The sequence below is a fragment of the Caballeronia fortuita genome, from assembly GCF_001544835.2.
In the GTDB taxonomy this organism is placed as follows: Bacteria; Pseudomonadota; Gammaproteobacteria; order Burkholderiales; family Burkholderiaceae; genus Caballeronia; species Caballeronia fortuita.
The window spans coordinates 86,751-110,230 of record NZ_FCNX02000008.1; the positions used below are offsets into that span (position 1 = coordinate 86,751).

26 protein-coding genes, 1 other RNA gene and 1 riboswitch are annotated in these 23,480 nt (G+C 62.9%); of the genes, 13 read left to right on the plus strand and 14 right to left on the minus strand.

What is annotated here, in order from left to right; translation table 11 throughout:
- Positions 1 to 90 precede the first annotated feature (90 nt).
- Both AWB77_RS16585 and lgt read left to right on the plus strand, forming a co-directional pair.
- Positions 91 to 1,008, plus strand: coding sequence for a LysR family transcriptional regulator (locus AWB77_RS16585; RefSeq protein ID WP_061135541.1), 918 nt, complete (start codon positions 91 to 93; stop codon positions 1,006 to 1,008).
- Positions 1,009 to 1,044: 36 nt separating this feature from the next.
- Entirely contained in the window at positions 1,045 to 1,947 is a 903-nt protein-coding gene (lgt, locus tag AWB77_RS16590) for a prolipoprotein diacylglyceryl transferase (protein ID WP_061135542.1), read from the plus strand.
- 29 nt (positions 1,948 to 1,976) lie between these two features.
- Here lgt and AWB77_RS16595 read toward each other — a convergent pair whose 3' ends face one another.
- The 5 genes from AWB77_RS16595 to AWB77_RS16615 all read right to left on the minus strand — a co-directional run bounded on the left by AWB77_RS16595 (position 1,977) and on the right by AWB77_RS16615 (position 4,281).
- A complete protein-coding gene (locus tag AWB77_RS16595) occupies positions 1,977 to 2,666 on the minus strand; it encodes an SIMPL domain-containing protein (protein ID WP_374728698.1) in 690 nt (229 codons plus the stop codon).
- A 111-nt stretch (positions 2,667 to 2,777) separates the two neighbouring features.
- On the minus strand, positions 2,778 to 3,236 hold the full coding sequence (locus AWB77_RS16600; RefSeq protein WP_061135765.1) for an EVE domain-containing protein: 459 nt from the start codon (positions 3,234 to 3,236) through the stop codon (positions 2,778 to 2,780).
- Positions 3,237 to 3,314: 78 nt separating this feature from the next.
- A non-coding RNA gene (gene ssrS, locus AWB77_RS16605) (6S RNA) lies at positions 3,315 to 3,496 on the minus strand.
- A gap of 105 nt (positions 3,497 to 3,601) precedes the next feature.
- Positions 3,602 to 3,916: a cell division protein ZapA gene (locus AWB77_RS16610; protein WP_061118796.1), complete on the minus strand. Its 315-nt coding sequence runs from the start codon at positions 3,914 to 3,916 to the stop codon at positions 3,602 to 3,604.
- Positions 3,913 to 4,281, minus strand: a complete 369-nt coding sequence (locus tag AWB77_RS16615; RefSeq protein ID WP_061135543.1) for a hypothetical protein — start codon at positions 4,279 to 4,281, stop codon at positions 3,913 to 3,915. The genes AWB77_RS16610 and AWB77_RS16615 overlap by 4 nt, the downstream gene beginning before the upstream one ends.
- Before the next feature lie 253 nt (positions 4,282 to 4,534).
- Positions 4,535 to 4,832, plus strand: a riboswitch (cobalamin riboswitch).
- Between the two features lie 81 nt (positions 4,833 to 4,913).
- Between AWB77_RS16615 and AWB77_RS16620 the strand changes: the two genes are divergently transcribed.
- From AWB77_RS16620 to AWB77_RS16655, 9 genes are all read left to right on the plus strand, one after another.
- Complete coding sequence (locus AWB77_RS16620) at positions 4,914 to 6,788, plus strand: TonB-dependent receptor plug domain-containing protein (RefSeq protein WP_061135544.1); 1,875 nt, start codon at positions 4,914 to 4,916, stop codon at positions 6,786 to 6,788.
- Positions 6,789 to 6,814: 26 nt separating this feature from the next.
- On the plus strand, positions 6,815 to 7,813 hold the full coding sequence (locus tag AWB77_RS16625; protein ID WP_061135766.1) for a FecCD family ABC transporter permease: 999 nt from the start codon (positions 6,815 to 6,817) through the stop codon (positions 7,811 to 7,813).
- The gene (locus AWB77_RS16630) at positions 7,810 to 8,586 is read left to right on the plus strand and encodes an ABC transporter ATP-binding protein (RefSeq protein WP_061135767.1); all 777 of its coding nucleotides are present in this window, start codon (positions 7,810 to 7,812) and stop codon (positions 8,584 to 8,586) included. Before AWB77_RS16625 ends, AWB77_RS16630 begins: the two co-directional genes overlap by 4 nt.
- Positions 8,587 to 8,621: 35 nt before the next feature.
- The gene (gene cobT / locus AWB77_RS16635) at positions 8,622 to 9,650 is read left to right on the plus strand and encodes a nicotinate-nucleotide--dimethylbenzimidazole phosphoribosyltransferase (RefSeq protein ID WP_208601526.1); all 1,029 of its coding nucleotides are present in this window, start codon (positions 8,622 to 8,624) and stop codon (positions 9,648 to 9,650) included.
- A gap of 1 nt (position 9,651) precedes the next feature.
- On the plus strand, positions 9,652 to 10,410 hold the full coding sequence (locus AWB77_RS16640) for an adenosylcobinamide-GDP ribazoletransferase (protein WP_061135545.1): 759 nt from the start codon (positions 9,652 to 9,654) through the stop codon (positions 10,408 to 10,410).
- A complete protein-coding gene (locus AWB77_RS16645) occupies positions 10,395 to 10,964 on the plus strand; it encodes a histidine phosphatase family protein (RefSeq protein ID WP_061135546.1) in 570 nt (189 codons plus the stop codon). The genes AWB77_RS16640 and AWB77_RS16645 overlap by 16 nt, the downstream gene beginning before the upstream one ends.
- Before the next feature lie 517 nt (positions 10,965 to 11,481).
- On the plus strand, positions 11,482 to 11,685 hold the full coding sequence (locus AWB77_RS35830) for a type VI secretion system Vgr family protein (protein WP_279616185.1): 204 nt from the start codon (positions 11,482 to 11,484) through the stop codon (positions 11,683 to 11,685).
- A gap of 38 nt (positions 11,686 to 11,723) precedes the next feature.
- Positions 11,724 to 14,030, plus strand: a complete 2,307-nt coding sequence (locus AWB77_RS16650) for a hypothetical protein (protein WP_167354147.1) — start codon at positions 11,724 to 11,726, stop codon at positions 14,028 to 14,030.
- A gap of 75 nt (positions 14,031 to 14,105) precedes the next feature.
- Positions 14,106 to 14,762 (plus strand): hypothetical protein, encoded by a 657-nt coding sequence (locus tag AWB77_RS16655; RefSeq protein ID WP_157694824.1) that lies wholly within the window; start codon positions 14,106 to 14,108, stop codon positions 14,760 to 14,762.
- 17 nt (positions 14,763 to 14,779) lie between these two features.
- On the opposite strand, the gene AWB77_RS16660 is transcribed toward AWB77_RS16655, so the two are convergent.
- Genes AWB77_RS16660 through cobU form a run of 4 tightly spaced genes read right to left on the minus strand, consistent with a single transcriptional unit; the run spans position 14,780 to position 18,161 of the window.
- Positions 14,780 to 15,670: a cobalamin-binding protein gene (locus tag AWB77_RS16660; RefSeq protein WP_061135549.1), complete on the minus strand. Its 891-nt coding sequence runs from the start codon at positions 15,668 to 15,670 to the stop codon at positions 14,780 to 14,782.
- The gene (gene cobD, locus AWB77_RS16665) at positions 15,670 to 16,665 is read right to left on the minus strand and encodes a threonine-phosphate decarboxylase CobD (RefSeq protein ID WP_061135550.1); all 996 of its coding nucleotides are present in this window, start codon (positions 16,663 to 16,665) and stop codon (positions 15,670 to 15,672) included. Before cobD ends, AWB77_RS16660 begins: the two co-directional genes overlap by 1 nt.
- Positions 16,666 to 16,669: 4 nt before the next feature.
- The gene (cbiB, locus tag AWB77_RS16670; RefSeq protein ID WP_061135551.1) at positions 16,670 to 17,608 is read right to left on the minus strand and encodes an adenosylcobinamide-phosphate synthase CbiB; all 939 of its coding nucleotides are present in this window, start codon (positions 17,606 to 17,608) and stop codon (positions 16,670 to 16,672) included.
- A 4-nt stretch (positions 17,609 to 17,612) separates the two neighbouring features.
- A complete protein-coding gene (gene cobU, locus AWB77_RS16675; RefSeq protein ID WP_061135552.1) occupies positions 17,613 to 18,161 on the minus strand; it encodes a bifunctional adenosylcobinamide kinase/adenosylcobinamide-phosphate guanylyltransferase in 549 nt (182 codons plus the stop codon).
- A gap of 56 nt (positions 18,162 to 18,217) precedes the next feature.
- On the opposite strand from cobU, the gene AWB77_RS16680 reads away from it, so the two are divergent.
- Positions 18,218 to 19,693 carry a cobyric acid synthase gene (locus AWB77_RS16680; protein WP_061135553.1) on the plus strand — a complete coding sequence of 492 codons (1,476 nt, stop codon included), beginning with the start codon at positions 18,218 to 18,220 and terminating at the stop codon, positions 19,691 to 19,693.
- Here the strand turns inward: AWB77_RS16680 and AWB77_RS16685 are convergent.
- On the minus strand, positions 19,687 to 20,106 hold the full coding sequence (locus AWB77_RS16685; RefSeq protein WP_061135554.1) for a PaaI family thioesterase: 420 nt from the start codon (positions 20,104 to 20,106) through the stop codon (positions 19,687 to 19,689). The genes AWB77_RS16680 and AWB77_RS16685 overlap by 7 nt on opposite strands.
- A gap of 176 nt (positions 20,107 to 20,282) precedes the next feature.
- Between AWB77_RS16685 and AWB77_RS16690 the strand changes: the two genes are divergently transcribed.
- Positions 20,283 to 20,909 (plus strand): nucleotide-binding protein, encoded by a 627-nt coding sequence (locus AWB77_RS16690; protein ID WP_061135555.1) that lies wholly within the window; start codon positions 20,283 to 20,285, stop codon positions 20,907 to 20,909.
- A 57-nt stretch (positions 20,910 to 20,966) separates the two neighbouring features.
- Here AWB77_RS16690 and panD read toward each other — a convergent pair whose 3' ends face one another.
- The 4 genes from panD to AWB77_RS16710 form a co-directional block, all read right to left on the minus strand.
- Entirely contained in the window at positions 20,967 to 21,353 is a 387-nt protein-coding gene (panD, locus tag AWB77_RS16695) for an aspartate 1-decarboxylase (protein WP_061135556.1), read from the minus strand.
- Between the two features lie 14 nt (positions 21,354 to 21,367).
- The gene (gene panC, locus AWB77_RS16700) at positions 21,368 to 22,201 is read right to left on the minus strand and encodes a pantoate--beta-alanine ligase (RefSeq protein ID WP_061135557.1); all 834 of its coding nucleotides are present in this window, start codon (positions 22,199 to 22,201) and stop codon (positions 21,368 to 21,370) included.
- A gap of 60 nt (positions 22,202 to 22,261) precedes the next feature.
- On the minus strand, positions 22,262 to 23,089 hold the full coding sequence (locus AWB77_RS16705) for a segregation and condensation protein A (RefSeq protein WP_061135769.1): 828 nt from the start codon (positions 23,087 to 23,089) through the stop codon (positions 22,262 to 22,264).
- Between the two features lie 86 nt (positions 23,090 to 23,175).
- On the minus strand, positions 23,176 to 23,364 hold the full coding sequence (locus AWB77_RS16710) for a DUF3460 family protein (RefSeq protein WP_208601527.1): 189 nt from the start codon (positions 23,362 to 23,364) through the stop codon (positions 23,176 to 23,178).
- Positions 23,365 to 23,480: the final 116 nt, after the last annotated feature.

Here is a 23,480-nt window from a genome sequence, read left to right on the forward strand (position 1 = left end):
CTTTCTTCGTTTAGTCCGGCAAGCATGCAGCGGACGCGATATGCCCGTCCAATATATTATTCAGGGCTTATTAGGTCGCAAAACATATCAATGGATCTACGACTTCTGCGTTACTTCGTGACGGTCGCCGAGGAGATGCACTTCGGCCGCGCCGCCGCGCGTCTCGCGATGACGCAGCCGCCGCTCTCACAAGCGATCCGCGCGCTGGAAGACGCGCTCGGCGTCGCGCTTTTCGTGCGCACGAAACGGACCGTGGAGCTGACGCCGGTCGGCAAGGATCTGCTGCCGGAAGTGCGCCGCCTGCTCGCATCCGCCGATGCGCTGCGTCCGCTCGCACAGTCGCTCGCGCGCGGCGAGGCGGGCGTGCTGTCGCTCGCGTTCGTCTCCACCGCCGATTACGGGCTGCTGCCGGCGCTGCTGCGCGATTTCGGCGCGCGTTATCCGGGTGTGCGCCTGCAACTCACCGAAGCGACGAGCGACGTGCAGATCGAAGAACTCGTCGCGGGGCGCATCGATGCCGGACTCGTGATTCCGCCGCTGCCGCCGCGTTACGTGTCGTCGCTCGAGTATGTGCCGATCGCGCGCGAGCCGCTGATGATCGCGATGTCCACGCAGCAGGCAGAAGCGCTCGCATCGAACGAAGATGAACCGGTCGATTTGCGCGATCTCGCCGCCGCGCCGCTCGTCGTCTTCCCGAGGCGGCTTGCGCCCGGCCTGCACGACACGATCATGGGCTGCTACGGCGCGGCTGGTCTCGCGCCGCGCATCGGCCAGGAAGCGATTCAGATGCAGACGATCGTGAGCCTCGTGTCCGCCGGCATGGGCGTCGCGCTCGTGCCGCAATCGCTGCGTCATCTGCGGCGCACGGGCGTCGTGTATCGTCCGCTGCGCGATGCGGGTCCCGTCGTCGAAACGGGGCTCGTATGGCGCACGGCGGAGGTGAGTCCCGTGCTCGCCGGATTCATCGAGATCGTCCGTTCGCGGGCCGACAGCGCCACTTCGGTATGATTCGCCTTTGAAAGTTGCTCAGCTCTCCACTTCAGAATGCTCATACATCCCAATTTCGATCCCATCGCGATCCATCTCGGACCGCTCGCCGTGCGCTGGTACGGCCTCATGTATCTGGTGGCGTTCGTCTCGGCCATCGTGATCGGCCGGTTGCGGCTGCGGCTGCCGTATGTCGCGGCACAAGGCTGGACGGCGAAAGACATCGACGACATGCTGTTCTACGGTGTCCTCGGCACGATTCTCGGCGGGCGGCTCGGCTACGTGGTGTTCTACAAGGCGAGCTATTACGCGGCGCATCCGCTCGATATCTTCAAGGTCTGGGAAGGCGGCATGTCGTTTCACGGCGGCTTTCTCGGCGTGACGCTCGCGATGGTGCTGTTCGCGTTCCACCGCAAGCGCACCTGGCTGCAAGTGACGGATTTCGTCGCGCCGATGGTGCCGCTCGGCCTCGCGGCAGGGCGGCTCGGCAACTTCATCAACGGCGAACTGTGGGGCCGCGTGACCGATCCGAACGCGCCGTGGGCGATGCTCTTCCAGAACTCGACGAACGACGATGCCGTCTGGCTCTCGAAAAATCCGCAGCTCGACGCGCAGTATCACCTCACGGAAATTTTCCAGCGCTATCACATGCTGCCGCGCCATCCGTCGCAGCTGTACGAGATCGCGCTGGAAGGACTCGTGTTGTTCGTCGTGATCTGGAGGTTCTCGCGCAAGCAGCGCCCGGTCGGCGCGATTTCCGCGCTGTTTCTGATCGGCTACGGACTCGCGCGCTTCACGGTGGAATTTGCACGCGAGCCGGACGATTACCTCGGCTTGCTCGCGCTCGGCCTCTCGATGGGCCAATGGCTTTCGCTGCCGATGATCCTCGCGGGCGTGGTGATGATGGTGTGGGCATACAAGCGCAATCTGCGGCTGCCGCCTCAGTCTGCAAAAGTATGAGCGACGCGGGGCGCGCGCCCCGCATCGATTCAGCGGCCCATCTGCACCGAACCCGATACGTCGACGGTCACTGTCGTCGTACCGGCTTCCATCGCGATGGGCGAGGCCATCTTCGCATCGGCGCTCATTGCGCGCGATTGCATCATCATGACGGGACGCGGCTGCGCGCCGCTGTGTCCGACATTCACTTCCCGAATCGTGAAATTGCTGTAGCCGAAGCCTTGCGCGGCGGTTTGCGCCTGCTTGCGGAACGAGTCGATGGCTTGCGCGACGAGCTTCTGCTCGGCGGCGCGCTGCGCCTCGGGCGATAGCGAGAACGCGACGCTGCCTACTTGCATCGACGAACTCATCTTGCCCGCGAGCTTCGATGCCGCCGCGAAGTCGTGCGATTCGAGCACGACTTCCGTGCGGCCGCGCCACGCGGAAATCTTGCCGTCGCGATCGGTGGACGGATATACGGTGAACGAGCCGCTCTTCGCCGTCACGTTGTCGACGCCTTTCGCTTCGCGCAGCGCGGCATCCGCGCGCTGATTGAGCGTATTGGTGAGCGAAGAAGGATCGGCCGCCTCCTGCTCGTAGAAGAGCGTGATGTCGACGACATCCTGCGGCACTTGCGCGCTTGCCTGAGCCGAAAGCGAGAGCACGCCCGAAGGCTGCGGCTGCGTGATCACCGTTTGCGCGGCGGCGACGTGAGAGAAAGTGAGCGCGGCGCCCGACATCGCGAGGAGCGCGAGGGCGGCGGCAGTTTTTTTATCGATCATCGAAGGACTCCAGGACATCGCGTACTTGCGACCGGATTTAGTCGCGGTCGTGAAGTCGTAAGTTCCTTGTTAGACGAGATGCTCGGTAATAAATCGCCATTGCGCTTCGGTGACCGGCGTGATCGACAGCCGGTTGCCGCGCGCGAGCACCAGCATGTCCGCGAGTTCTTCGTGCTCGCGCAGCGCCGCAAGCGAAACGAGCGGCGTCTTCTTTACGAACTTCACGTCGACGAGCATCCAGCGCGGCGTTTCCCGCGTCGATTTCGGATCGTAGTAATCGCTCTTCGGATCGAACTGCGTGGGATCCGGATAGGCCGTCGAGCACACCTTCGCAATGCCCGCGATGCCTGGCTCCGGGCAGCTCGAATGATAGAAGAGCACGCCGTCGCCGATCTGCATCTGATCGCGCATGAAGTTGCGCGCCTGATAGTTGCGCACGCCCGTCCACGGCAAGGTTTTCTTCGGCGCGTGCGCGAGATGATCGATGCTCGCTTCGTCCGGCTCGGACTTCATCAGCCAGTAGCGCATGGTCGTGTGCATGAGTGGAAGGGCGAACGGCCGCGACAAACGAAAACGGCATCGGAAAAACCGATGCCGTTCTTTGATGAGGTCCCCGCCACAGCCGCTAGGCCGGCATCCTGAACCTGGGTTCAAGATTGGTCGCGGTAAGCAACACTTCGGGTACATCGGACTAGCGACGCGCGCGCCCGTGCTGCAAGGTTCCGCAACCGTGCCAATGTAGCATTGGTTCAAGGAATATATGACCTTGGCGAACCAGGCAGGGAAACGTCACTCTACACCAATCATCTGGCTTCTGCAGCCCCGCCAAGGTTTCTTTTTTTCATCGACATCGCGCGCCGATTGACTCGCCGATTACTGCGGCGCGCGTCTCGTCATTGCGCTTCGTATTGCGCAATGACGGCACCGAGCTGTTCGTTCATCGAATGCATGGTGCGGCGGATTTCTTCGGCAGGGAAGGCTTCGCCGTGACGCACGCTGTCCTGCAGCTTAAGCAATTCCGACGCCAGCGAAAGCGCCGCCATCACCGCGATGCGGTCCGTGCCGCGCACGCTGCTTGCATTGCGCACCTTGTTCATCTCGGCATCGACGCGCGCGACGGCTTCGCGCAATGCGCCTTCCGTTTCCGGCGAACAGGCGAGACGATACGGTTGGCCGAGAATGGATACTTCGATCTGCGTGGTCGTCATGCCTTCTCTCCCTGATGATGCTCGCCGTGCAATTCCGCTTCGTGTGCTTCGCGGGAATCGGCTTCGAGGAGATCGAGTTGATTGTCGGACTCGGCATGTTGTCCCGACTTCGCGCGCGGCAGCTTCTCGAGAATCGCGTTGAGGCGCACTTGCGCGTCGTCGATTTTCGCGGAGAGCGAATCGCGTTCGGACTGCAGCGTGTCGCGCTCTTCGCGCACTTGCGCCAGTTCGGCCTGCACGTTCGAATAATCGGCGCGCAGTTGTTCCAGTTGTTCCTGCAGCGCCTGATGCGCCTGCTTGTGGCGCTCGCTGATCTGGATCAGCCGGCCGATATTTCCTGACAGTGATTCGAGTTCGTTGAGCATGTGCTGCGTCCTCTAAAGACCTCGCATTTTAGCGCGGTTCAACGGAGCTTCCGATAAATGTCTCGTTTCGAGACGTAACAACACGCGATCTCGCGCCTAATTCCTTCGAATCGACGTGCGTCGCAATGCATTCGTGTGCAGAAAACGCGAGCGCCCCGCAACGCTCATGGAGACAGCCCGCGCCCGCTTCTCGTTCGATTCGTGGTGCGCCGCGCTGCCTCTGCGGTTTTCTTGACGATCCCTGACCGCGCTCCTACACTTGCCGCACTTTTGGTGCTCGCCTCCGCGGATCTCGCGGATGCAGTCAAACGGGAAACAGGGCGCGGCGTTGCCGGAACCGGCAACGAGCCAACCTGTGCTGCCCCCGCAACGGTAAGCGACCGCAACGCAAGTTGCAAGTCGTCTCATGCGCGTTCATGGCGCGCGAGCGTGTCGAATTTCATCGCACGCACGCGACTGCAAGAAACGTGTCGACGCCACTGCGCACGATGCGCGGGAAGGCGAGACGATCCGTCGTCAGCCCGGATACCGGCCGTAGTTCGACGCATCGGCGTATAGCGCGCGATGCGTTCGTCGCGCATCGTCCTCGCGGGGAGCGGGGTCGCGCTCACGCGAAACGGAACACTTCACTCATGGTATTGCCACTGGCCGCGCTCAAGAGCGGTCTCTCCCGTCATGGCGTGCTCGCTGCTGCCATCGGCGCGTTGCCGTTCGCCGGCGCGGCGCATGCAGCCGACGATGCATCGCAGACGCTCGCGCCCGTCGTCGTCACCGCGACGCGCGCGCCGCAGCCGCTCGCCGCATCGATCCCGCAGACATCCGTGTTCGACGAACAGGACATCGCCGACGCCAACGCCGACGATGTGCTCGGCCTCATCGCGCTTGCGCCCGGCGTGCAGATTACGCGCAACGGCGGGCCGGGCGCGAACTCGGGGCTTTTCATACGCGGCGCGGCGTCATCGCAATCGCTCGTGCTGATCGATGGCGTGCGCGTCGAATCGGCCTCGCTCGGCGCGGCGCAGCTATCGCAACTGATGCTCGATCAGACCGGACGCGTCGAGGTCGTGAACGGCAATGTGTCGGCGCTGTATGGCTCGAACGCAATCGGCGGCGTCGTGCAGATCTTCACGAAGGAAGGCGAGCCGCATCCGCCGCGCTTCAACTTCGAGGCCGAATACGGCAGCTATCACACGCAGCGGCAAGCGGCGGGCGTGAACGGCGCGCTCGACAAGGACGGGCGCACGACCTTCAGCATCAACGTCTCGCGCGAGAAGACCGACGGTTTCTCGGCGATCGATCCGAATCTCGCGCCCGGCGCGAATCCGAATGCGAACGGCTATCTGAACGAGAGCGTCGCGGCGACGCTGCGCCACACGTTCACCGACAAGTGGGACGCGGGCGTGCGCTTCCTGCAATCGAACGGCATCAACAGTTTCGACGATGCCTACGGCCTGCCGACCGACATCAACGAAACGCATAGCCGCGTGCGCTCGGCGTCGGTTTTCGCGAACGGCCGCATCACGGACAACTGGACGACGCACTTCACGATCGCACAGGGACAGGACCGCGCGAACATCGAGCAGAACGGCGTCTATACGAGCCGCTTCAACTCGGAGAACCGGCAATACACGTGGCAGAACGATCTCAGGATCGACGCTGACCACAAGCTCTTTCTCGGCTACGAGCATCTCGATCAGACGCTCGATTCCGACCAGTTCCGCGCGCCCGATCGACACGTGAACTCGATTTTTGCGGGCTACGTGGGACATATCGGCGCGAATGACTTGCAGGCGAATCTGCGTCACGATCAGTATTCCGATTTCGGCGGCGCGAACAGCTACTATCTCGGCTACGCATACAACTTCGATACGCACTGGAAGGCGAGCGCGAGCTATTCGGGATCGTTTCGCGCGCCGAGCTTCGACGATCTCTACTATCCGCTGAGCGGCAATTCGTCGATACAGCCGGAGCGCAGTCATTCCGTCGAGGCCGCGTTGCAGTACGCATCGAATGCGCTCGGTGTGATGCGCGTGACGCTCTTCCAGACGCGCTATTCGAATCTGATCGATTACGTGTCCGACGGCGGCTTCTACTATGTCGCGCAGAACGTCGGGCGCGCGAAGGTGCAGGGCATCGAGGGATCGTGGGCGGGGCACGTCGGCGCAACGGACGTGCGCGCGGGCGTCACGTTCCAGAATCCCGTCGACGAAACGAATCACGAAGACCTGACGCGGCGCGCGCGGCATTTCGCGACCTTGACGGCGCATCGCACGATCGGGCCGTGGCGCGTCGGCGGCGAATGGATCGTGAGCGGAGAGCGCCGCGATTACGATTCGACGCTCGCGGGCTACGGCATCGTGAATCTGTCGGCGCGCTACGATATATCGAAGTCGTGGTACGTCACGGCGCGCATCGACAATCTGTTCGACAAGGACTATGAACTTGCGTACTCGTACAACACGCCACGGCGCGGCGCGTACATCACCTTGGGCTGGCATCCGTCGTGAGCCGCGCGGCTGAACCGTTGCGGGCGATGAACGCGAGCCGCGCCACCGCGATATGGATCGCGCTCGGCCTGGCGACGCTCGCCGTGCTCGTCGCGTCGCTCGCGATGGGCAGTGTTGCGTTGCCCGTATCGCGTGCGCTCGGCGCGCTCTTTCACGCGAATACGACGACACCCGATATCGCCGGTGACATCGTGCTCGCGCTGCGCCTGCCGCGCGCGCTCGCGGGCTTCGCATCGGGCGCGCTGCTCGCGTTTGCCGGCGCGCTGCTGCAAGTGCTGTTGCGCAATCCGCTCGCGGAACCTTATGTGCTCGGCGTGTCCGGCGGCGCGGCGACCTTCGCGCTTGCCGCGATGCTCGCGTCGATGCCGTGGTGGGGCGTCGATATCGCGGCATGCGCAGGCGCGTTCGCATCGATCGTTCTGGTGCTCGGGCTCGCGCGCCGCGACCTTTGGCAAAGCGCGCAGGAAGCATCGCCGAGGCTCTTGCTGACGGGCGTCGTGATCGCGTCCGGATGGGGCGCGCTGATTACGCTGATTCTGAGTATCGCGCCCGAGAACCGGCTGCGCGGCATGATCTTCTGGCTGACGGGCGATCTCAACGGCGCGGCTACGCCGTGGCCCGCATTGATCGCGCTCGTGCTCGCGCTCGTCGCCATCGTTCCGGTTGCGCCGCAACTGAACGTGCTGCTGCGCGGCGACACGGCCGCGCGCGCGCTCGGCGTGCCGGTTGCGCGGCTGCGCGTGCGCGTGTATCTCGCCGCATCGATCGCGGCGGCGGCTGCGGTGACGACATCGGGAACCATCGGCTTCGTCGGGCTCGTCGTGCCGCATCTGCTGCGCCTTGCGTTCGGCAACGATCAGCGCATGCTCGTGCCCGCCGCCGCGCTCGCGGGCGGGCTCGCGGTGATGGCCGCGGATCTCCTCGCGCGCACGGTGATCGCGCCCGCGCAATTGCCGGTCGGCGTCGTCACCGCATTGATCGGCGTGCCGATGTTCCTGTGGATGCTGCTGCGGAGGCCGCGATGACGTTGCATCTCGACGCCATCGTGCTTCGCGCGGGCGCGCGCACGCTCGTCGACGGTCTCACGCAGTCGATCGATGCAGGCGAAGTGTGGTGCATCGCCGGGCCGAACGGCGCGGGCAAGACGACGCTCATCAACGTGCTCGCGGGATTGGCGAAGGCGGCGTCGGGCAGCGTGTCGCTCGATGGGCGTGCGCTCGCGTCATGGCGCGCGGCAGACCTCGCGCGCGCGCGCGCATTGATGCCGCAAGCCGCGCACGATGCCTTCAGCGCGAGCGTGCTCGATACCGTGCTGCTCAACCGCTTTCCCCATCTCGCCGGCTGGGGTTGGGAAAGCGACGAAGACCGCGCCGCCGCACGCGCCGCGCTCGATACCCTGGGCCTTGCATCGTTCGCATCGCGCGACGTGCTGACGCTTTCCGGCGGTGAACGCCAGCGTGTCGCGCTTGCCGCCGTGCTATGCCAGAACGCGGGGCTCTTGTTGCTCGACGAACCGCTGTCGCATCTCGACCTGCATCATCAGATCGCTTGTCTGCATGTGTTGCGCGATGCGGCGCGGGAACACAAGCGCGCCGTAATCTTCTCGTGCCACGATCTGAATCTCGCGCGCCGTTTCGCGACGCACGCATTTTTGCTCGATGGCCACGGCGGCGCGCACGCGGGCCTCGTCGCCGACGTTCTCACTGCCGAACGCGCGAGCGCTGCCTTCGGCTATCCGCTCGCGTTGATCCGCGACGGTGCGCACGAAGCGCTCGTGCCATCCATCCCTCGCTCATGAAAGGAATATCGATGTCCACGAACCACGACATCCCGATGCCGCGCGCGCTCGACCGTGCGATCGAAAACGAGCTGCGCCGCGTCGTCGACATGAAGACGAAGCCGCCCGGCAGCCTCGGCCGGCTCGAAGCGATCGCGCTTCGAATGGGCCTGATTCAGCGCACGACGAAGCCGCGCATCGAGCGTCCCGCGATGATCGTCTTCGCGGGCGATCACGGCATCGCGAAAGAGGGCGTGAGCTCGTATCCGCAGGAAGTGACCGCGCAGATGGTCGCCAATTTTCTGGCGGGCGGCGCGGCGATCAATGCGCTGTCGCGTTCGGTCGGCATGACGCTCGAAGTCGTCGATGCGGGCGTTGCCACGCCGATTCCCATCGATCACGGATACGAACGTCTGTCGCTCGGACTCGGCACACGCAACTTCGCGCACGAACGCGCGATGTCGCGTGAGACCGCGCTCGAAGGTATCGCGCGTGGTGCGGCGCGCGTGCGCCATCATGCGTCGCTCGGCACGAATGTCATTGGCTTCGGCGAGATGGGCATCGCGAATACGTCGGCGGCGGCGTGCCTGATGAGCCGGCTGTGCGAGTTGCCGATCGACGAGTGCGTCGGGCGCGGCACCGGTCTCGACGATCGTGGCCTCGCACACAAGCGCGATGTATTGTCGAAGGCGCTCGCGCTGCATCGCGATGACGCCGATGCGATCGACACGCTCGCGACTTTCGGCGGCTTCGAGATCGCGATGATGACGGGCGCGTATCTCGCCGCCGCGTGCGAAGGCATGACGATTCTCGTCGATGGCTTCATCGCGACATCGGCGTTGCTGATTGCATCGAAGATCACGCCCGACGTGCTGGACTATTGCGTGTTCGCGCATGCATCGGATGAGGCGGGGCATCGCCGCATGCTCGCGTACTTCGACGCCGCGCCGCTCTTGCAACTCGACCTGCGTCTGGGCGAAGGCACGGGCGCGGCGCTCGCGTTGCCGATCCTGCGCGCGGCCGTCGCGTTCGTCGACGAAATGGCGAGCTTCGAATCGGCGGGCGTGTCGAACAAAGCCGGCTGACATGCGTCCGCTCGACGAACTGCGCTACTTCTTCACTGCGCTCGGCTACTTTACGCGGGTGCCGGTGCCGCGCTGGGTCGGGTTCGAGCCCGCGTATCTGAACGCGGCGGCGCGTTACTTTCCGCTCGTCGGCGCGATGGTCGGCGGCGTTGCTGCGCTCGTGTATCTCGCGGCGTTGCGCGTGTTTCCATCGAGCGTGGCGGTGCTGCTTTCGATGGCCGCGACGCTCGTCCTGACCGGCGCATTCCACGAAGACGGCCTCGCGGATTGTGTCGATGCCTTCGGCGGCGCGTACACGCGTGAAGACGCATTACGCATCATGCACGACTCGCGTATCGGCGCATTCGGCGCGATTGCGTTGATCGTCGCGCTCGCGTTGAAGTGGCAGACGCTCGCCGCATTGCCGCCGCAACGTGCAGCGTGGACGATGATCGCCGCGCACGCCGCGAGCCGCGCGTTCGCGATCAGCTATCTCGTCACGCTCGATTACGTGCGCGCCGAAGGCAAGGCGAAGCCGGTCGCGCAGCGCATGAGCGTCGCGTCGTTCGCGCTTGCGCTCGTGTTCGGCTTGCCTTGGGTCGTGGCGATCGACTGGCGGCTTGCAGGCTTCACGATCGTCGCGTTGATCGTGCTGCGTTTCTTCATCGGACGATACTTCGTGCGGCGCATCGGCGGCTATACCGGCGATTGTCTCGGCTTCGCTCAGCAAGTTTTCGAGATCGCGATTTACCTGATGGGGCTTGCATGGATCTCGTCCTGATCCGGCATCCGCGAGTCGCGGTCGATGCGGGTGTGTGCTACGGGCAAACCGATGTGCCCTTGCGGGACGATGCGCACGGACTTGCGAGCGCGTTGTCGGCGCGCATGAACGCCTTGAATGTGCCCGCGTGCGTCGATGGATGGCATGCGAGCCCGCTCGCGCGATGCGCTTCGATCGCGCAGGCGTTGGGCGGCGTCGCGCATATCGACGCGCGTCTTGCCGAGATGAACTTCGGCGCGTGGGAAGGGCGCGCGTGGGACCTGATCGATCGCGCGCTCATCGACGCATGGGCCGACGATATCCAGCACGCGCGTCCGCACGGCGGCGAAAGTCTCGCGCAGTTCGCGCAACGCGTGATCGCGTGGTTCGATGAAACGTGTGGTGATCGGCCGGCGGTGCATGTGGTCGCGCATGCGGGCGTGGTGCGCGTGCTCGCGGCGCATCTTCTGGGCATCGCGCGCGAGAGCGCATTGCAATGGCCGCTGGAATTCGGCGGGATCGTGTGGTTCAGGCGGGTGCGGGATCAGTGGGTGGTTGTGAGGTGGAATGTCTAGTTTTTTGGCCGTCGCGCGTCGTTCACTTTTTCGGTGTCGTCAAAATTTGTTTAATTTGATGATTGCTTAGCGTCGTTCCATTGCACTGTTTCTATTCCCTCGTATGCTCGCAGGATAATTCATTTGCGTACCGAACACTTCATGACGAAGAAGGAAGTGAACGGCTGTTGCCCATCGGATCGGCATTGTAGTAGAAAGTAATCCTATTTGAAACTTGGTCTGCCGAATCGAACGACGTCCTCTTGTTGCCGCCGTGGATTCCCCCCGGGAAAGGTTCGGACGAAACGCTGCCTCATCGTCCCGTTTGATTGAATAGGCGTACGTATGAACGCAGTGACCAAGGAATTGATTGAAGCGCTACGTCATCCAAGCGCGCGTCTGACCCAGCATCTGAGCTTATGGATCGGCACGCTCGACATTGATTTTGATATATCGAATATAAGGTCAAGGCGGGACTGTGTGATGACTATAAGGTCGAGATGATCGTGACCACCGGGGTATTACCCGAATTGGGAACGTGTTCAACGATCTGACGGGCAAGGAAAGCGCGCGCATCGCGACGGTGTATGGCCAAACGGCATGCAACCAGGGTTGTCTGCTGAACAGTAAGAAGCTCCACCGAGGCAAAGGATTTGAAGCGACGACTCAGTTACCTTGCCGAACTTACCCAAAAGCGATCGCAAGTTCGCTGACAAATAAATTCAGTCACGCTAGATCATGATTATCAGCCCGCCGTTCCTTCCGGCTGAAGGCGCCAGCATGCCCGCCGAGAAGTGGAAGACCGACCCGATGATGGATAAGGTCGACGAATTCGAGTTGTCGCACAGCGGCGTGTTCCCCATCGCTTTCGATCGTCGCTGGCATTGCGGCATGCACCTGGTGCCGTTCGGCGGCGCGGGCCAGCTTGAGCCGGTGCGCGCCATCGCCGATGGAGACGTCGTCGCCTATCGCGTGGCGAAGAACGCCATTTCTGACGGACAGAAGAACGCCGATGGCACGACTGCGCTCAATAGCAACACCGGCTTCGTGCTGCTCAAGCACACGACCGATACCGGTGATGGCCGCACAATCACGTTTTATTCGCTCTATATGCACCTGCTCGACCTCGTGAACACGAACGCGCTCGTGCCGCAACCGAACGATCCTGCGCCGCAGAGCTCACCCAACGCGTTGCCCGCGTGGTTGCTGCGGGACACCGGTGGCGTGCAAGCAGGTGGCGGCAAGAAGGTGTATCGGAAAGATCGGCTAGGCTCCGTGGGCAAGAACCATGGTGAAGCGCATCTGCACTTCGAGATTTTTATGACCGAAGGAGATTTCACGGCCTATTTCGAGCAGGCCGGACACGAAGTCGGGTTAGGCGAGAGGCAGCCGAAAACACCCTCTTCGACGGACTATTGGGGAAGTACTTACCTCGTCATTCCCAAAGGTTCTGCGTTCGTTCGCGTGCCGCCGGGTAAGGGAGATTTAAAGACGAAGGGACGCTCACCCAAGCCATTTTTTCCAGCCTTGGACGAAGGCTCACTGGACGCCAACAGCACTTTGTATGTGGAAGCGTACTTCAGCCGTGGCGAGCGTTTCATGCGCGCATGGCTCGATAAAGGCGATGGAAAACTGATCTCTCTGACATCGACCCCCGTGCAGGACAAGTTCGAGGAATATGAATACAACCTCTACGAGCGGGCGACCACGCTGTACGAAGCGTGCCCGAGCGACGGTTATGAATTGTTGCGCTTTGGACGTATTCTGAGCACGGATACGCCAACGTTACCTGCGGACAAGCGGGAAACGTGGGTCGCGGTGCCGTTTGCGGAAGGCAAAGCCGGCTACATCGACATCAACTCGAGCGGGATTCAGAAGCTCTCGGACGCGAATTTCCCGCTCTTCAGGGATTGGCAAAAGATTGAGGACGGCAATACGCCATTCAATCAGGATGGACCGTGTGGCTATGATGAGTTGTGCAGCATCACAGGCGTGAGCGAGACGCAGACGTCTTCCGAAGGTTCAATGCCCACTGAGTTCAGTCACGATCAGCGATTGGCCGCTTATGTGCAAGGCAAGGCCGAGGTGCGGGCGCGGCTCAAGGGCTTTATCTGTCACGCGAAGAGTGAATGGGATGCGAGCAACAACGACGAGCGGTATCGCGGGCTGAATGAACCCGAAGGGTTCTTCGGCAAGCGCAAGGACGCGGATCCACATGGTTACGAGAACTTCATCAAGTTTGTGAAGCAGTATCAGTTCATGGGGCAAACGCCGTTGGGTGAAGGGAAGAAGCTTTGGTTCTTTCATCCGATGGCGTTCATCCGGCATTTTAGAAAGTGCGGGTGGTTGAGCGAAATAGAGTTCAAGCAGTTAGTGCCATCATTTGCGATACCCAGGCATTCCGGACAGATGCTTTGGGAACAAGTTCCAGGTAACTTCGTTGATAAGGGCATTTTCAGACAGCAGCGCGGCCCACTTAATCGTATGATGCTCACGTACGGTATCAATACGCCGCTTCGTATGGCGAGTTTTTTCGGCAATGCAATTCAAGAATCTCAATGGTTGCAGTTGCTGGAGGAAGGCTCTCCGACGGCTCAAAGATATTACCCTTGGCATGGGCGGGGATTCCTCCAACTGACCTGGGCAAGCAATTATCTGAACTACTGGGATTTTCAGGGGAGCGGCTCACAGATACCTGCTGCTATACGTGCCAAGCTACTTGACGCTCAGAAAGAGGCAGATCATTCTCGCAGTAACGCAGCATGGCGGTCATCTGAAGCGGCCCTCACTCGCGATATGCTTAGTTGGCGAGATAAGCCGTCCACTCCTCGTGGGGCTGATGCTGCTTTAAGCGCGGGCTATTATTGGGTGAGCTTGGGCATGGCCCGCTACGCTGACAGGCCGCATGTGTTGGAGCAAGTTACGATCACAGCAGGCGGTCGAGCGCACAACTACTACCGCAGCGAGAGCTTTTGGAAAGTATCTGCATCGGTGAACCTACCTGGGGCGATCGATAGCTTGTATTCGGTCCGTCTGAACGGATTCGAAGCGCGTTGCATGGCTTATACGTGTCGCTTTCAGTTTTGACTGAGATGAAATTCCCTTTGGCGTCGGGGGAGCTATCTGATATGCCGGAATACGGTATTCTGAGGAGGGGGTGATATGGCTAGCTGGATCCGACTGCTACGTCGCTTGGTAGACGAAAAAAAATTCTTGACGGGGATGGGCATTTGTATCATCGCACTTGGACTGCAAGGTGTTCTGTATGCAAAGTCTTTGCCGGGTCAGCGCGAACACGCATTAATACGCAACGGGGCACAGAACTGTTCTTTCGATTTTATCGACCCTTATAGAGGGTGGATGTCTGGAAACGATTACGTTGCCTATAATCTGCCATACAACAAAACACGTATTGGGAATTTTTCGATTAATTTCGAGTGCATTAGCTCAGCCGACACTAAACTAATCCGCGCCTACACCGTAGCTAGATACGACCAGCAGGAGCAGCGCTGGGAAGCTGATTTTTCAGGGCTATCTGAAAGTGATAGAAACTTGTTGGCGCCTGTTACGAAGTGGCTTTCTGTGGAAGCAGTGAATAGCTCCGGATTCGGTGCGCTTCAGGACCTTGTCACCGGAGATCCCGAGATCCGGAGCACGTCATTAGGGTTCTGCTTGCTTCATCCTCCGGTGGCATTGTGTGGCAGCGCACCCGTGGTAGCAATACCCTTTCACGACAAGGTCGGAGTGCTACCTATGGTACTTAAGGTCATCGAGTCAATCGAATTTGTCGATGCGCCGGTTGAAAACGATAATCACTGAAACTCTCCTACGAAACGTCATTTCCCCCGTCGCCCACGCGCCACCTCCAGATCGCGACACAACGCCTCCGCGCCCGACGCAAGCCTCGGCGTCGGCCGGTTGATCAGATCGCCGTCGATGCCGAAGAGATTGCCGCGCGCCACCGCCGTCATCGACGTCCAGCGCTTCCATCTCTCCAGCCCCGGCAACTGACGATCCGGCTGCGTCGCACCAGGCGTCGACGTGACGATTGCCTCGGGATTCGCCGCGAGCACGGCTTCGGTCGATATCGTCGGCACGCGCGGCTTTTCAGTCGCGAAGACGTTCACGCCGCCGCACAGTCCGATCACTTCATCGAAGACATGGTCGCGATTGAGCGTCATCAGCGGATCGTCCCACACCTGATAGAACACGCTCACGCGCGGCCGTTGCGCATAACGCGCGCGCAGTTGCGCGATATCGCGCGTGAAGGCATCGGCCGATGCGTGCGCCTGTTCCTGCGTGCCGAGCAGCGCGCCGAGTTTGCCGATGCTCGCCGCGATGTCGTCGAGATGCTTCGGCTCGCTGAAATAGATCGGCACGCCCAGCGCGTGCAGCCGATCCATCTGACGCGACGCATTCCCATGCCGCCACACGACGATCAGATCCGGATGCAACGCGACGATGCGCTCCAGATCGAGCGCCTTGTTATCGCCGACGCGCGGAATCGCCTGCGCTTCCTTCGGATAATCGCTAAACGTCACCGCGCCGACGATGCGCCCGCCGCCGCCTGCCGCGAACAGCAACTCCGTGACGTGCGGCGCGAGACTGACGACACGTTCGGCAGGCTTCGCAAGCGTGACTGACGCGCCGCTGTCGTCGGTAACGGTGATTGCATGCGCTTGCGTCACCGCGAAGGCGAACATCAACGCAACTGCACGACGCAACATCACGCGCAAATCTCCCGCAACGCGAGCGATAACCGCGCCCAGTCGCCTTCGGCGCCCGGCAATCCGACGCGCAGGCTCGGCGTCGTGCCGGGCACATCGAAAAGGCGCGTCCAGATGCCGCGCAACGCGAGCGCGTGGTGCAGTTCGGGCGCTCTTGCCGTCGATGTCCACGCGAAAAGCGGCGTCGCGCGCACGTCGAAACCGTAGATCGCGATCGATGCGGCGAGGCGCGCGCCATCGCGATGCAGCCGCTCGCGCGTATCGCGCTGCCACGCGGTATCGGCGAAAGCGGCGGCGACCGCGTGGCGCGCGGGGCCGCTTACGGTCCATGTGCCGAGCGCGTCGCGCAACGCATCGATGATCGATGGTGCGGCCAGCACGAAGCCCGCGCGTATGCCCGCGAGCCCGAAGAACTTGCCGACCGAACGCAGCACGACGAGACCGTCGCGCGCGGTTTCGCTCGCAAGCGACGATGCGGGATCGGTATCGGCGAACGCCTCATCGACGATCAGCGTGCCGCCGCGCGAAGCAAGCTGCTCGTGCCAGCGCAAGAGCGTGTCGCGCGCCACGCGCTCTGCCGTCGGATTGTTCGGATTCCCGATGATGACGTGATCGAACGTATCGGGCAGATCGTGCTGTGTGATGTCGAGCGTGGCGATCGTGTGGCCCGCGCGCACGAACGCGGGCGCGTATTCGCCGTAGGTGAGCGGCGCGACGGCCGCCGTGCCGCGACGCAAAAGCGCGGGCAGCGCGCGGATCGCCGCCTGCGAGCCCGCCACCGGCAACGCGTGCGGCGCGCCGTAATAGCGCGCGGCAAGATCGGCGAGGCCGTCGTCGTCTTCGGGCAGACGCCGCCATGCATCGGGCGCAACGGGCGGCACCGGATAGCCGCGCGGATTGATGCCCGTCGACAGATCGAGCCAGTCGTCGAGAGAAATCGCGTAGCGGCGCGCCGCCTCGCCCAGATTGCCGCCGTGCCGGATGGATTGGGTCATATCGTCAGCCAGTCGTCGCGGTGAGAATCGCAAGAATCAGCAGCGCCGCGAGCCACATGAGCGTCGCGCGCTCGACGAGCCGCAACGCCGCGACGACATGCCGCGGCGTCGCCGTATGGCCCGCGCCGAGCGTCGGCCGCGTTTCGAGCACGCCGTGATACACCGCCGCGCCGCCGATCAGCACGTTTAGGCTGCCCGCGCCCGCGGCCATCACCGGCCCGGCGTTCGGGCTGTCCCAGGAGCTCGCCTGCGTGCGCCAGCAGTGCCAGGCCATCTGCGTATCGCCGGCGAGGGCGTAGGTCGCGGCGGTGAGGCGCGCGGGAACGAAGTTGAGGACATCGTCGAAGCGCGCGGCCGCCCAGCCAAAGCGCAGATAGCGCGGCGTGCGATAACCCCACATCGCGTCGAGCGTGTTGGCAAGGCGGAACATCAGCGCACCCGGACCGCCCGCGACGGCGAACCAGAAGAGCGCGCCGAAGATCGCGTCGTTGCCGTTCTCCAGCGCCGATTCGACCGCCGCGCGCGACAGCGCGTTTTCATCGGCGTGCGACGTATCGCGCGACACGATGCGCGACGTGAGCACGCGCGCATGATCGATATCGCCGAGGCTCAACGCGCGCGCGATCGGCGCAATGTGCTGGCGCAGACTCTTCGCGCCGAGCGCGAACCACAGCAACAGCACATGAACGAGACACGCATACGCGAACGGCAGCGCCTCGACCAGCAACCACGCGATGCCCACCGGCGGCGCAATCAACGCGAACCACGCGAGTATGCCCGCGGGCCGCGCGCGACGGCCTGTGTTCATACGCGCTTCGAGCCGCGTCGCGAGCGTGCCGAAGCCGACGAGCGGATGCCGCGCGCGCGGCTCGCCAAAAAGACGATCGACGATCATGCCGAGCACCGCGAGCAAGGCCATCGCATAAGCGGAGAGGATGAGCATCGCGCTAGCCTTTCAGCGCGAGCGGAAGGCCCGCGACCATCAGCGTCGCGCGCGCGCTCGCGGCCGCGACACGCTGATTCAGCCGGCCGAGTTCGTCGACGTAAAGACGCGTCACCGAGCCGAGCGGCACGACGCCCAGGCCGATCTCGTTGCTCACGACGATGACCTTGCCTCGTGTTTCGGCAAGCGCGGCGTCGAATTGCGCGAAGGCATCGCGCGCGGCGTGCGGCAAGACCGCGATGTCGTCGCTCGCGGTCTCGTCCGAAAACAGCAGATTCGCGAGCCACAGCGTGAGGCAGTCGATCAGCACGCAATGTCCCGCGCGATCCGCTTTGCGCAGCGCGCCCGCAAGATCGAGCGGCGCTTCGACGAGTGTCCAGTGCGCGGGCCGGCGCTTGCGATGCAGCGTGACGCGTTCGGCGAACTCCGCGTCTTCGATGCGAGCGGTCGCGATATACGTTACGGGCAAGCCGCTTTCGATGGCGAGCCGTTCGGCGTGCGCGCTTTTGCCGGAGCGCGCGCCGCCGAGGATGAAAGTGAGATCGGGGGTCATCGCGATATTGTACTGACGGGCTAAGATAGCGCGTCGATCTTCATGAGAATCCTCCGATGCCATTCACGCCACGCGGCACGCTGATGATCCAGGGCACGACGTCCGATGCCGGCAAGAGCACGCTGGTCGCCGGATTGTGCCGTCTCGCGCGGCGCGGCGGCGTGCGCGTCGCGCCGTTCAAGCCGCAGAACATGGCGCTCAACAGCGCGGTGACCGTCGATGGCGGCGAGATCGGGCGCGCGCAGGCGCTCCAGGCGGTCGCGGCGGGCGTCGATGCGCGCATCGACTTCAATCCAGTCCTGCTCAAGCCGACGAGCGATCGCGGCGCACAGGTCATCATCCACGGTCACGCGCACGCGAACCTCGATGCGCGCGCGTATCACGCGTACAAGCGCATCGCGTTCGATGCCGTGCTCGCGTCGTACGAACGCCTGCAAGGCGATTTCGACGCCGTGATCGTCGAAGGCGCGGGCAGTCCCGCCGAAGTCAATCTGCGCGACGGCGATATCGCCAACATGGGCTTTGCGGAGCGCGTCGATTGCCCGGTCGTGCTGGTCGCCGATATCGATCGCGGCGGCGTGTTCGCGCATCTCGTCGGCACGCTCGCGTGTTTGTCGGAGAGCGAAAGGGCGCGTGTGCGCGGCTTCGTCATCAACCGGTTTCGCGGGGATATCGGCTTGCTGAAGCCGGGGCTCGACTGGCTGGAGGCGCAAACGGGCAAGCCGGTGTTCGGCGTGCTGCCCTATCTGCACGGCCTCACGCTCGACGCCGAAGACATGCTGCCGAGCCAGCCGCACGTGCGCCGCGATTCGGCTGCGCTAAAAGTGATCGTGCCGGCGCTGCCGAGAATCAGCAATCACACGGATTTCGATGCGCTGCGCGCGCATCCGCAGATCGATTTCAGCTACGTGCGTGCGGGCGTTACGCCGCCGCCCGCCGATCTCATCGTGCTGCCGGGTTCGAAAAGCGTGCAGCGCGATCTGGCGTGGCTGCGAGAAAACGGCTGGGATCGCGCAATCGTCCGGCATCTGCGATACGGCGGCAAAGTGCTCGGCGTGTGCGGCGGCATGCAGATGCTGGGACGCGAGATCGACGATCCGGAAGGCGTCGAAGGCGCGACGGGATGCGTGAACGCGCTCGGCCTGCTCGATCTTCGCACGGTGCTCACGGCGCAGAAGCAACTGGAGAATGTGACGGGACGCTTGACTATCGGCGATGGACAAGCGGCCGTGCGCGGCTACGAAATCCACATGGGCCGCACGCACGGCGCGGCGCTGGCGCGGCCGCTCGTTGCACTTGATGACGGACGTATCGATGGAGCCGTGTCGGACGATGGACAGATCGCCGCGACGTATCTGCATGGCGTCTTCGATACGCCGCAAGCATGCGCCGCGCTGCTCGCGTGGGCAGGCGTGCAAGATGCCGAGCCGCTCGATTATCCGGCGCTGCGCGAGGCGTCGCTGGATCGGTTGGCCGATTCGTTCGCGCAATCGCTCGACATGGACGCGCTGGAAGCCGCTTTCGCTCAATAAAGAATCATCTGCGTGCAACGGAACATGGCGATCAGCTTGCCGTCGCCGTTCGTGACCGTCGCGTCCCAGACCTGCGTGCTGCGCCCGAGATGCACCGCCGTCGCCTTTGCGGCGATCTTCCCTTCGCGCGCCGTCGAAACGTGGTTGCTCTTGAGTTCGAGCGTCGTGAAGTTCTGCGCGTTCTCTGGAAGATGCGCGATGCACGCATAGCCGCAGCACGTATCCGCGAGACCGACGACCGTCGCCGCATGCAGAAAGCCGTTCGGCGCGAGCAGTTCCGGGCGGATCACGAGTTCGCCGCTCAGCTCGCCCTGGTCGAGCGAGATCAACTGTACGCCGAGCAGATCGGGCAGGCGGCCTTTTTGACGGTTGCGCAGGAAATCGAGCGTGACATCGGGGCGAAGAGGCGTCATGAGGTTTCAGTCGGATGGATGGAAGAAAGCTGTACGGCCGTTCGGGATAGATGCCGGCCGCGCCAGTTTTGCCGATAATATCAACGCTCGAAATCATGCACCTGTTCTCGTAACGACGAAATCGTGCGCGGCGCGGCACTCTGCGCTATCGCGCCCAACAAAATCCAGGACACTTCATGACCGTGATCGTGGTGGCAAATCCAAAAGGCGGCGTTGGCAAAAGCACGCTCGCGACGAATCTGGCCGGTTATTTCGCGGCGCAAGGCGAATGGGTCGCGCTCGCCGATCTCGACAAGCAGCGCTCGTCGCACGCTTGGCTTGCGCTGCGTGTCGATACGCTGCCGAAAATCGAGGAATGGGCCCTCGACGTCGATTCGCCCGCGAAACCGCCCAAAGGTCTGGAGAAAGCCGTCGTCGATACCCCGGCGGGCGTGCATGGCAACCGCCTGTCGCTTGCGCTGGAACTCGCCGACAAGGTGATCGTGCCGCTCCAGCCGTCGATGTTCGACATCCTCGCGACGCAGGATTTTCTCGCGAAACTGGCGAAAGAAAAGGCGGTGCGCAAGGGCGCGATTCAGGTCGGCGTGGTCGGCATGCGCGTCGATGCGCGCACGCGCTCGGCGGATCAGCTGCATCGCTTCGTCGAAGGGCTCGATCTGCCGGTGCTCGGCTTTTTGCGCGACACGCAGAACTACGTGCAGCTCGCCGCGCACGGCCTCACGGTTTGGGACGTCGCCAAAAGCCGCGTCGAAAAGGACCTGGAGCAGTGGGAGCCCATCATCGACTGGGTGTCGAAGAAATGAAAAAAGCCGGCGTTCCGCTCGGGAATCGCCGGCTTTGTCGGGCGTGGAAGCGCGAAATTACGTCCAGTTCTGCGTCGGAACGTGATCGCGGCTGCCCTTGATGCGGTTGTCGTCGTCGACGAATACGAGATTCGGCTTCCAGCCCGCCTTGATCTCATCTTCATCCACCGACGCAAACGCCGCGATGATCACGAGATCGCCGAGCTGCGCGCGGCGCGCGGCCGAGCCGTTCAGCGAGATCATGCCGCTGCCGCGTTCGCCCTTGATCGCGTAGGTCGTCAGGCGCTCGCCGTTGTTCACGTTCCAGATGTCGATCTGCTCGTTTTCCAGCAGGTTCGCCGCTTCGAGCAGGTCTTCGTCGATCGCACACGAGCCTTCGTAGTGCAACTCGCAGTGCGTGACCGTCGCGCGGTGAATCTTCGATTTCAGCATGGTGCGCTGCATGGTGCTTCCTTCCTTCAGATTTCCAGGTTGTCGATGAGACGCGTTGCGCCGAGCTTGGCCGCCGCGACCACGACGAGCGGCGCGTCGGCTTCGTCGGCGGACGGCGCAATCAGATTCGAGCGCTTGCGCACGCTGATGTAGTCGGGCTTCCAGCCGCGTTCGGCGAGCGCGTTCATTGCATCGCGTTCCAGCGCGGCGAGATCGCGATTGCCCGAGAGCACGGCTTCGCGCACGCGCTGCAACGCGGCGGCGAGTTGCGGCGCTTCGGCGCGTTCGTCGGCTGACAAAAAGCGGTTGCGCGACGACAGCGCGAGGCCGTCTTCGTCGCGCACGGTTTCCGCCGCGACGATCTCGGTCGGCAGCGCGAACTGGTTACACATGGCGCGCACGATCATCAACTGTTGATAGTCCTTCTTGCCGAACACCGCGACGCGCGGCTGCACGCACGACATCAGCTTCATCACGACGGTGCACACGCCTGTGAAGAACCCGGGGCGGAATTCGCCTTCGAGAATGTCGCCGAGATTGTGCGGCGGATGCACGCGATACTCCTGCGGCTCCGGATACATGTCCTTCTCGGTCGGCGCGAAGAGCACGTAGACGTTTTCTTTCTGCAGCTTTTCGATGTCGGCCTGCAGCGTGCGCGGATATTTGTCGAAGTCTTCGTTCGGACCGAACTGCAGACGATTCACGAAGATGCTCGCAACCACGGGATCGCCGTGCTGGCGCGCGAGGCGCATCAGCGAGAGATGGCCTTCGTGCAGATTGCCCATCGTCGGGACGAAGGCGGTTCGGTTCTGGCCGCGCAACTGGTCGCGCAGTTCATGGATGGAGCTGATGACTTTCATCGAGCGGGTGTCTCCTGTCGGGCGGGTCGTGTCGCCGCCACGCGGAAAAGGTAGAAAAAACTAGGCAGGTGAATACGCGAGCCGGACGTAGATCGGCGCGTAGGGCTCGGCCTGCGTGATTTCGAGCAGCGATTCGCGCGAGAGCTCCAGCATCGCGATGAAGTTCACGACGACCACGGGCACGCCGCGCGTGGTGTCGAACAACTCGGTGAACTCCATGAAGCGCGCGTTTTGCAGGCGCCGCAGGATCACGCTCATGTGCTCGCGCACCGAAAGCTCCTCGCGCGAGATCTTGTGATGCTGCACGAGCTTCGCGCGCTTGATGACGTCGGCCCACGCGGCGCGCAGGTCGTTCATGTCGACGTCGGGAAAACGCTGCTCGGCGGCCTGCTCGATATGAATGTCCGCGCGCAGGAAGTCGCGGCCGAGCTGCGGCAACTGATCGATCTTCTGCGCCGCGAGTTTCATCTGCTCGTATTCGAGCAGGCGGCGCACGAGTTCGGCGCGCGGGTCTTCGGCTTCCTCGCCGGTGTCCGCTTTCTTGACCGGCAGCAGCATGCGCGACTTGATCTCGATCAGCATCGCCGCCATCAGCAGATATTCCGAAGCAAGCTCCAGATTCGATTCGCGAATCTGATCGACATAGCCGAGATATTGCGCGGTGACATCCGCCATCGGGATGTCGAGCACGTTGAAATTCTGCTTGCGGATGAGGTAGAGCAGCAGGTCGAGCGGGCCTTCGAACGCTTCGAGAAAGATTTCGAGCGCGTCGGGCGGGATGTACAGGTCGGTCGGCAGCTTCCAGAGCGGCTCGCCGTACAGATGCGCGATCGCGACGCCGTCGATGGTGTCGGGCGTCGAATCGGTCGCGGGCGTGGCGAGCGCCACGGCGCGGTCTTTCTGTGCTTCGTCGCGCTTGCCCTCGGCCGGCGGATGAGCCGGCAATTGCGGCGCGCGGCCGTCTGCGCTCACGTTCAGAAGTTCTGGTAGTAGACGTAGGGCGTCTGGTTCACGCGCGATTGCTGTTGCTGGCCGCGCTCGTCGAGGTCGATCGGCTGCTTGTCCCACAAAAGCGCGCGGCCGCGGCGCTGTTCTTCTTCCAGCGAGGGCTTTTGCGTCTTCAACTGATTGATGAACTGGGTGATATCCGACTGATACATGATCCGGCTTCCGTTGGGGGCGAGGCGGGCGCCTCTCGTGTCGATGTCGGCGCGCGCGGCGGGCGCGATACGCCTGTGTCTGAGTCTGTGCGCGCAATTTTACCGCAAGCGTGCGGCGG

Coding starts and splice junctions, on each gene's coding strand:
- AWB77_RS16690 (WP_061135555.1), top strand. CDS start 20,283: ATGACCGTGATCGTGGTGGCAAATCCAAAAGGCGGCGTTGGCAAAAGC.
- AWB77_RS16640 (WP_061135545.1), top strand. CDS start 9,652: ATGCGTCCGCTCGACGAACTGCGCTACTTCTTCACTGCGCTCGGCTAC.
- panD (WP_061135556.1), bottom strand. CDS start 21,353: ATGCAGCGCACCATGCTGAAATCGAAGATTCACCGCGCGACGGTCACG.
- cobD (WP_061135550.1), bottom strand. CDS start 16,665: ATGACCCAATCCATCCGGCACGGCGGCAATCTGGGCGAGGCGGCGCGC.
- cobU (WP_061135552.1), bottom strand. CDS start 18,161: ATGACCCCCGATCTCACTTTCATCCTCGGCGGCGCGCGCTCCGGCAAA.
- cbiB (WP_061135551.1), bottom strand. CDS start 17,608: ATGCTCATCCTCTCCGCTTATGCGATGGCCTTGCTCGCGGTGCTCGGC.
- AWB77_RS16680 (WP_061135553.1), top strand. CDS start 18,218: ATGCCATTCACGCCACGCGGCACGCTGATGATCCAGGGCACGACGTCC.
- AWB77_RS16610 (WP_061118796.1), bottom strand. CDS start 3,916: ATGACGACCACGCAGATCGAAGTATCCATTCTCGGCCAACCGTATCGT.
- AWB77_RS16650 (WP_167354147.1), top strand. CDS start 11,724: ATGCCCGCCGAGAAGTGGAAGACCGACCCGATGATGGATAAGGTCGAC.
- AWB77_RS16645 (WP_061135546.1), top strand. CDS start 10,395: ATGGATCTCGTCCTGATCCGGCATCCGCGAGTCGCGGTCGATGCGGGT.
- AWB77_RS16615 (WP_061135543.1), bottom strand. CDS start 4,281: ATGCTCAACGAACTCGAATCACTGTCAGGAAATATCGGCCGGCTGATC.
- cobT (WP_208601526.1), top strand. CDS start 8,622: ATGCCGCGCGCGCTCGACCGTGCGATCGAAAACGAGCTGCGCCGCGTC.
- panC (WP_061135557.1), bottom strand. CDS start 22,201: ATGAAAGTCATCAGCTCCATCCATGAACTGCGCGACCAGTTGCGCGGC.
- AWB77_RS16660 (WP_061135549.1), bottom strand. CDS start 15,670: ATGTTGCGTCGTGCAGTTGCGTTGATGTTCGCCTTCGCGGTGACGCAA.
- AWB77_RS16685 (WP_061135554.1), bottom strand. CDS start 20,106: ATGACGCCTCTTCGCCCCGATGTCACGCTCGATTTCCTGCGCAACCGT.
- AWB77_RS16620 (WP_061135544.1), top strand. CDS start 4,914: ATGGTATTGCCACTGGCCGCGCTCAAGAGCGGTCTCTCCCGTCATGGC.
- AWB77_RS16630 (WP_061135767.1), top strand. CDS start 7,810: ATGACGTTGCATCTCGACGCCATCGTGCTTCGCGCGGGCGCGCGCACG.
- AWB77_RS16595 (WP_374728698.1), bottom strand. CDS start 2,666: ATGTCGGGCGCCGCGCTCACTTTCTCTCACGTCGCCGCCGCGCAAACG.
- AWB77_RS16585 (WP_061135541.1), top strand. CDS start 91: ATGGATCTACGACTTCTGCGTTACTTCGTGACGGTCGCCGAGGAGATG.
- AWB77_RS16600 (WP_061135765.1), bottom strand. CDS start 3,236: ATGCGCTACTGGCTGATGAAGTCCGAGCCGGACGAAGCGAGCATCGAT.
- AWB77_RS16655 (WP_157694824.1), top strand. CDS start 14,106: ATGGCTAGCTGGATCCGACTGCTACGTCGCTTGGTAGACGAAAAAAAA.
- lgt (WP_061135542.1), top strand. CDS start 1,045: ATGCTCATACATCCCAATTTCGATCCCATCGCGATCCATCTCGGACCG.
- AWB77_RS16625 (WP_061135766.1), top strand. CDS start 6,815: ATGAACGCGAGCCGCGCCACCGCGATATGGATCGCGCTCGGCCTGGCG.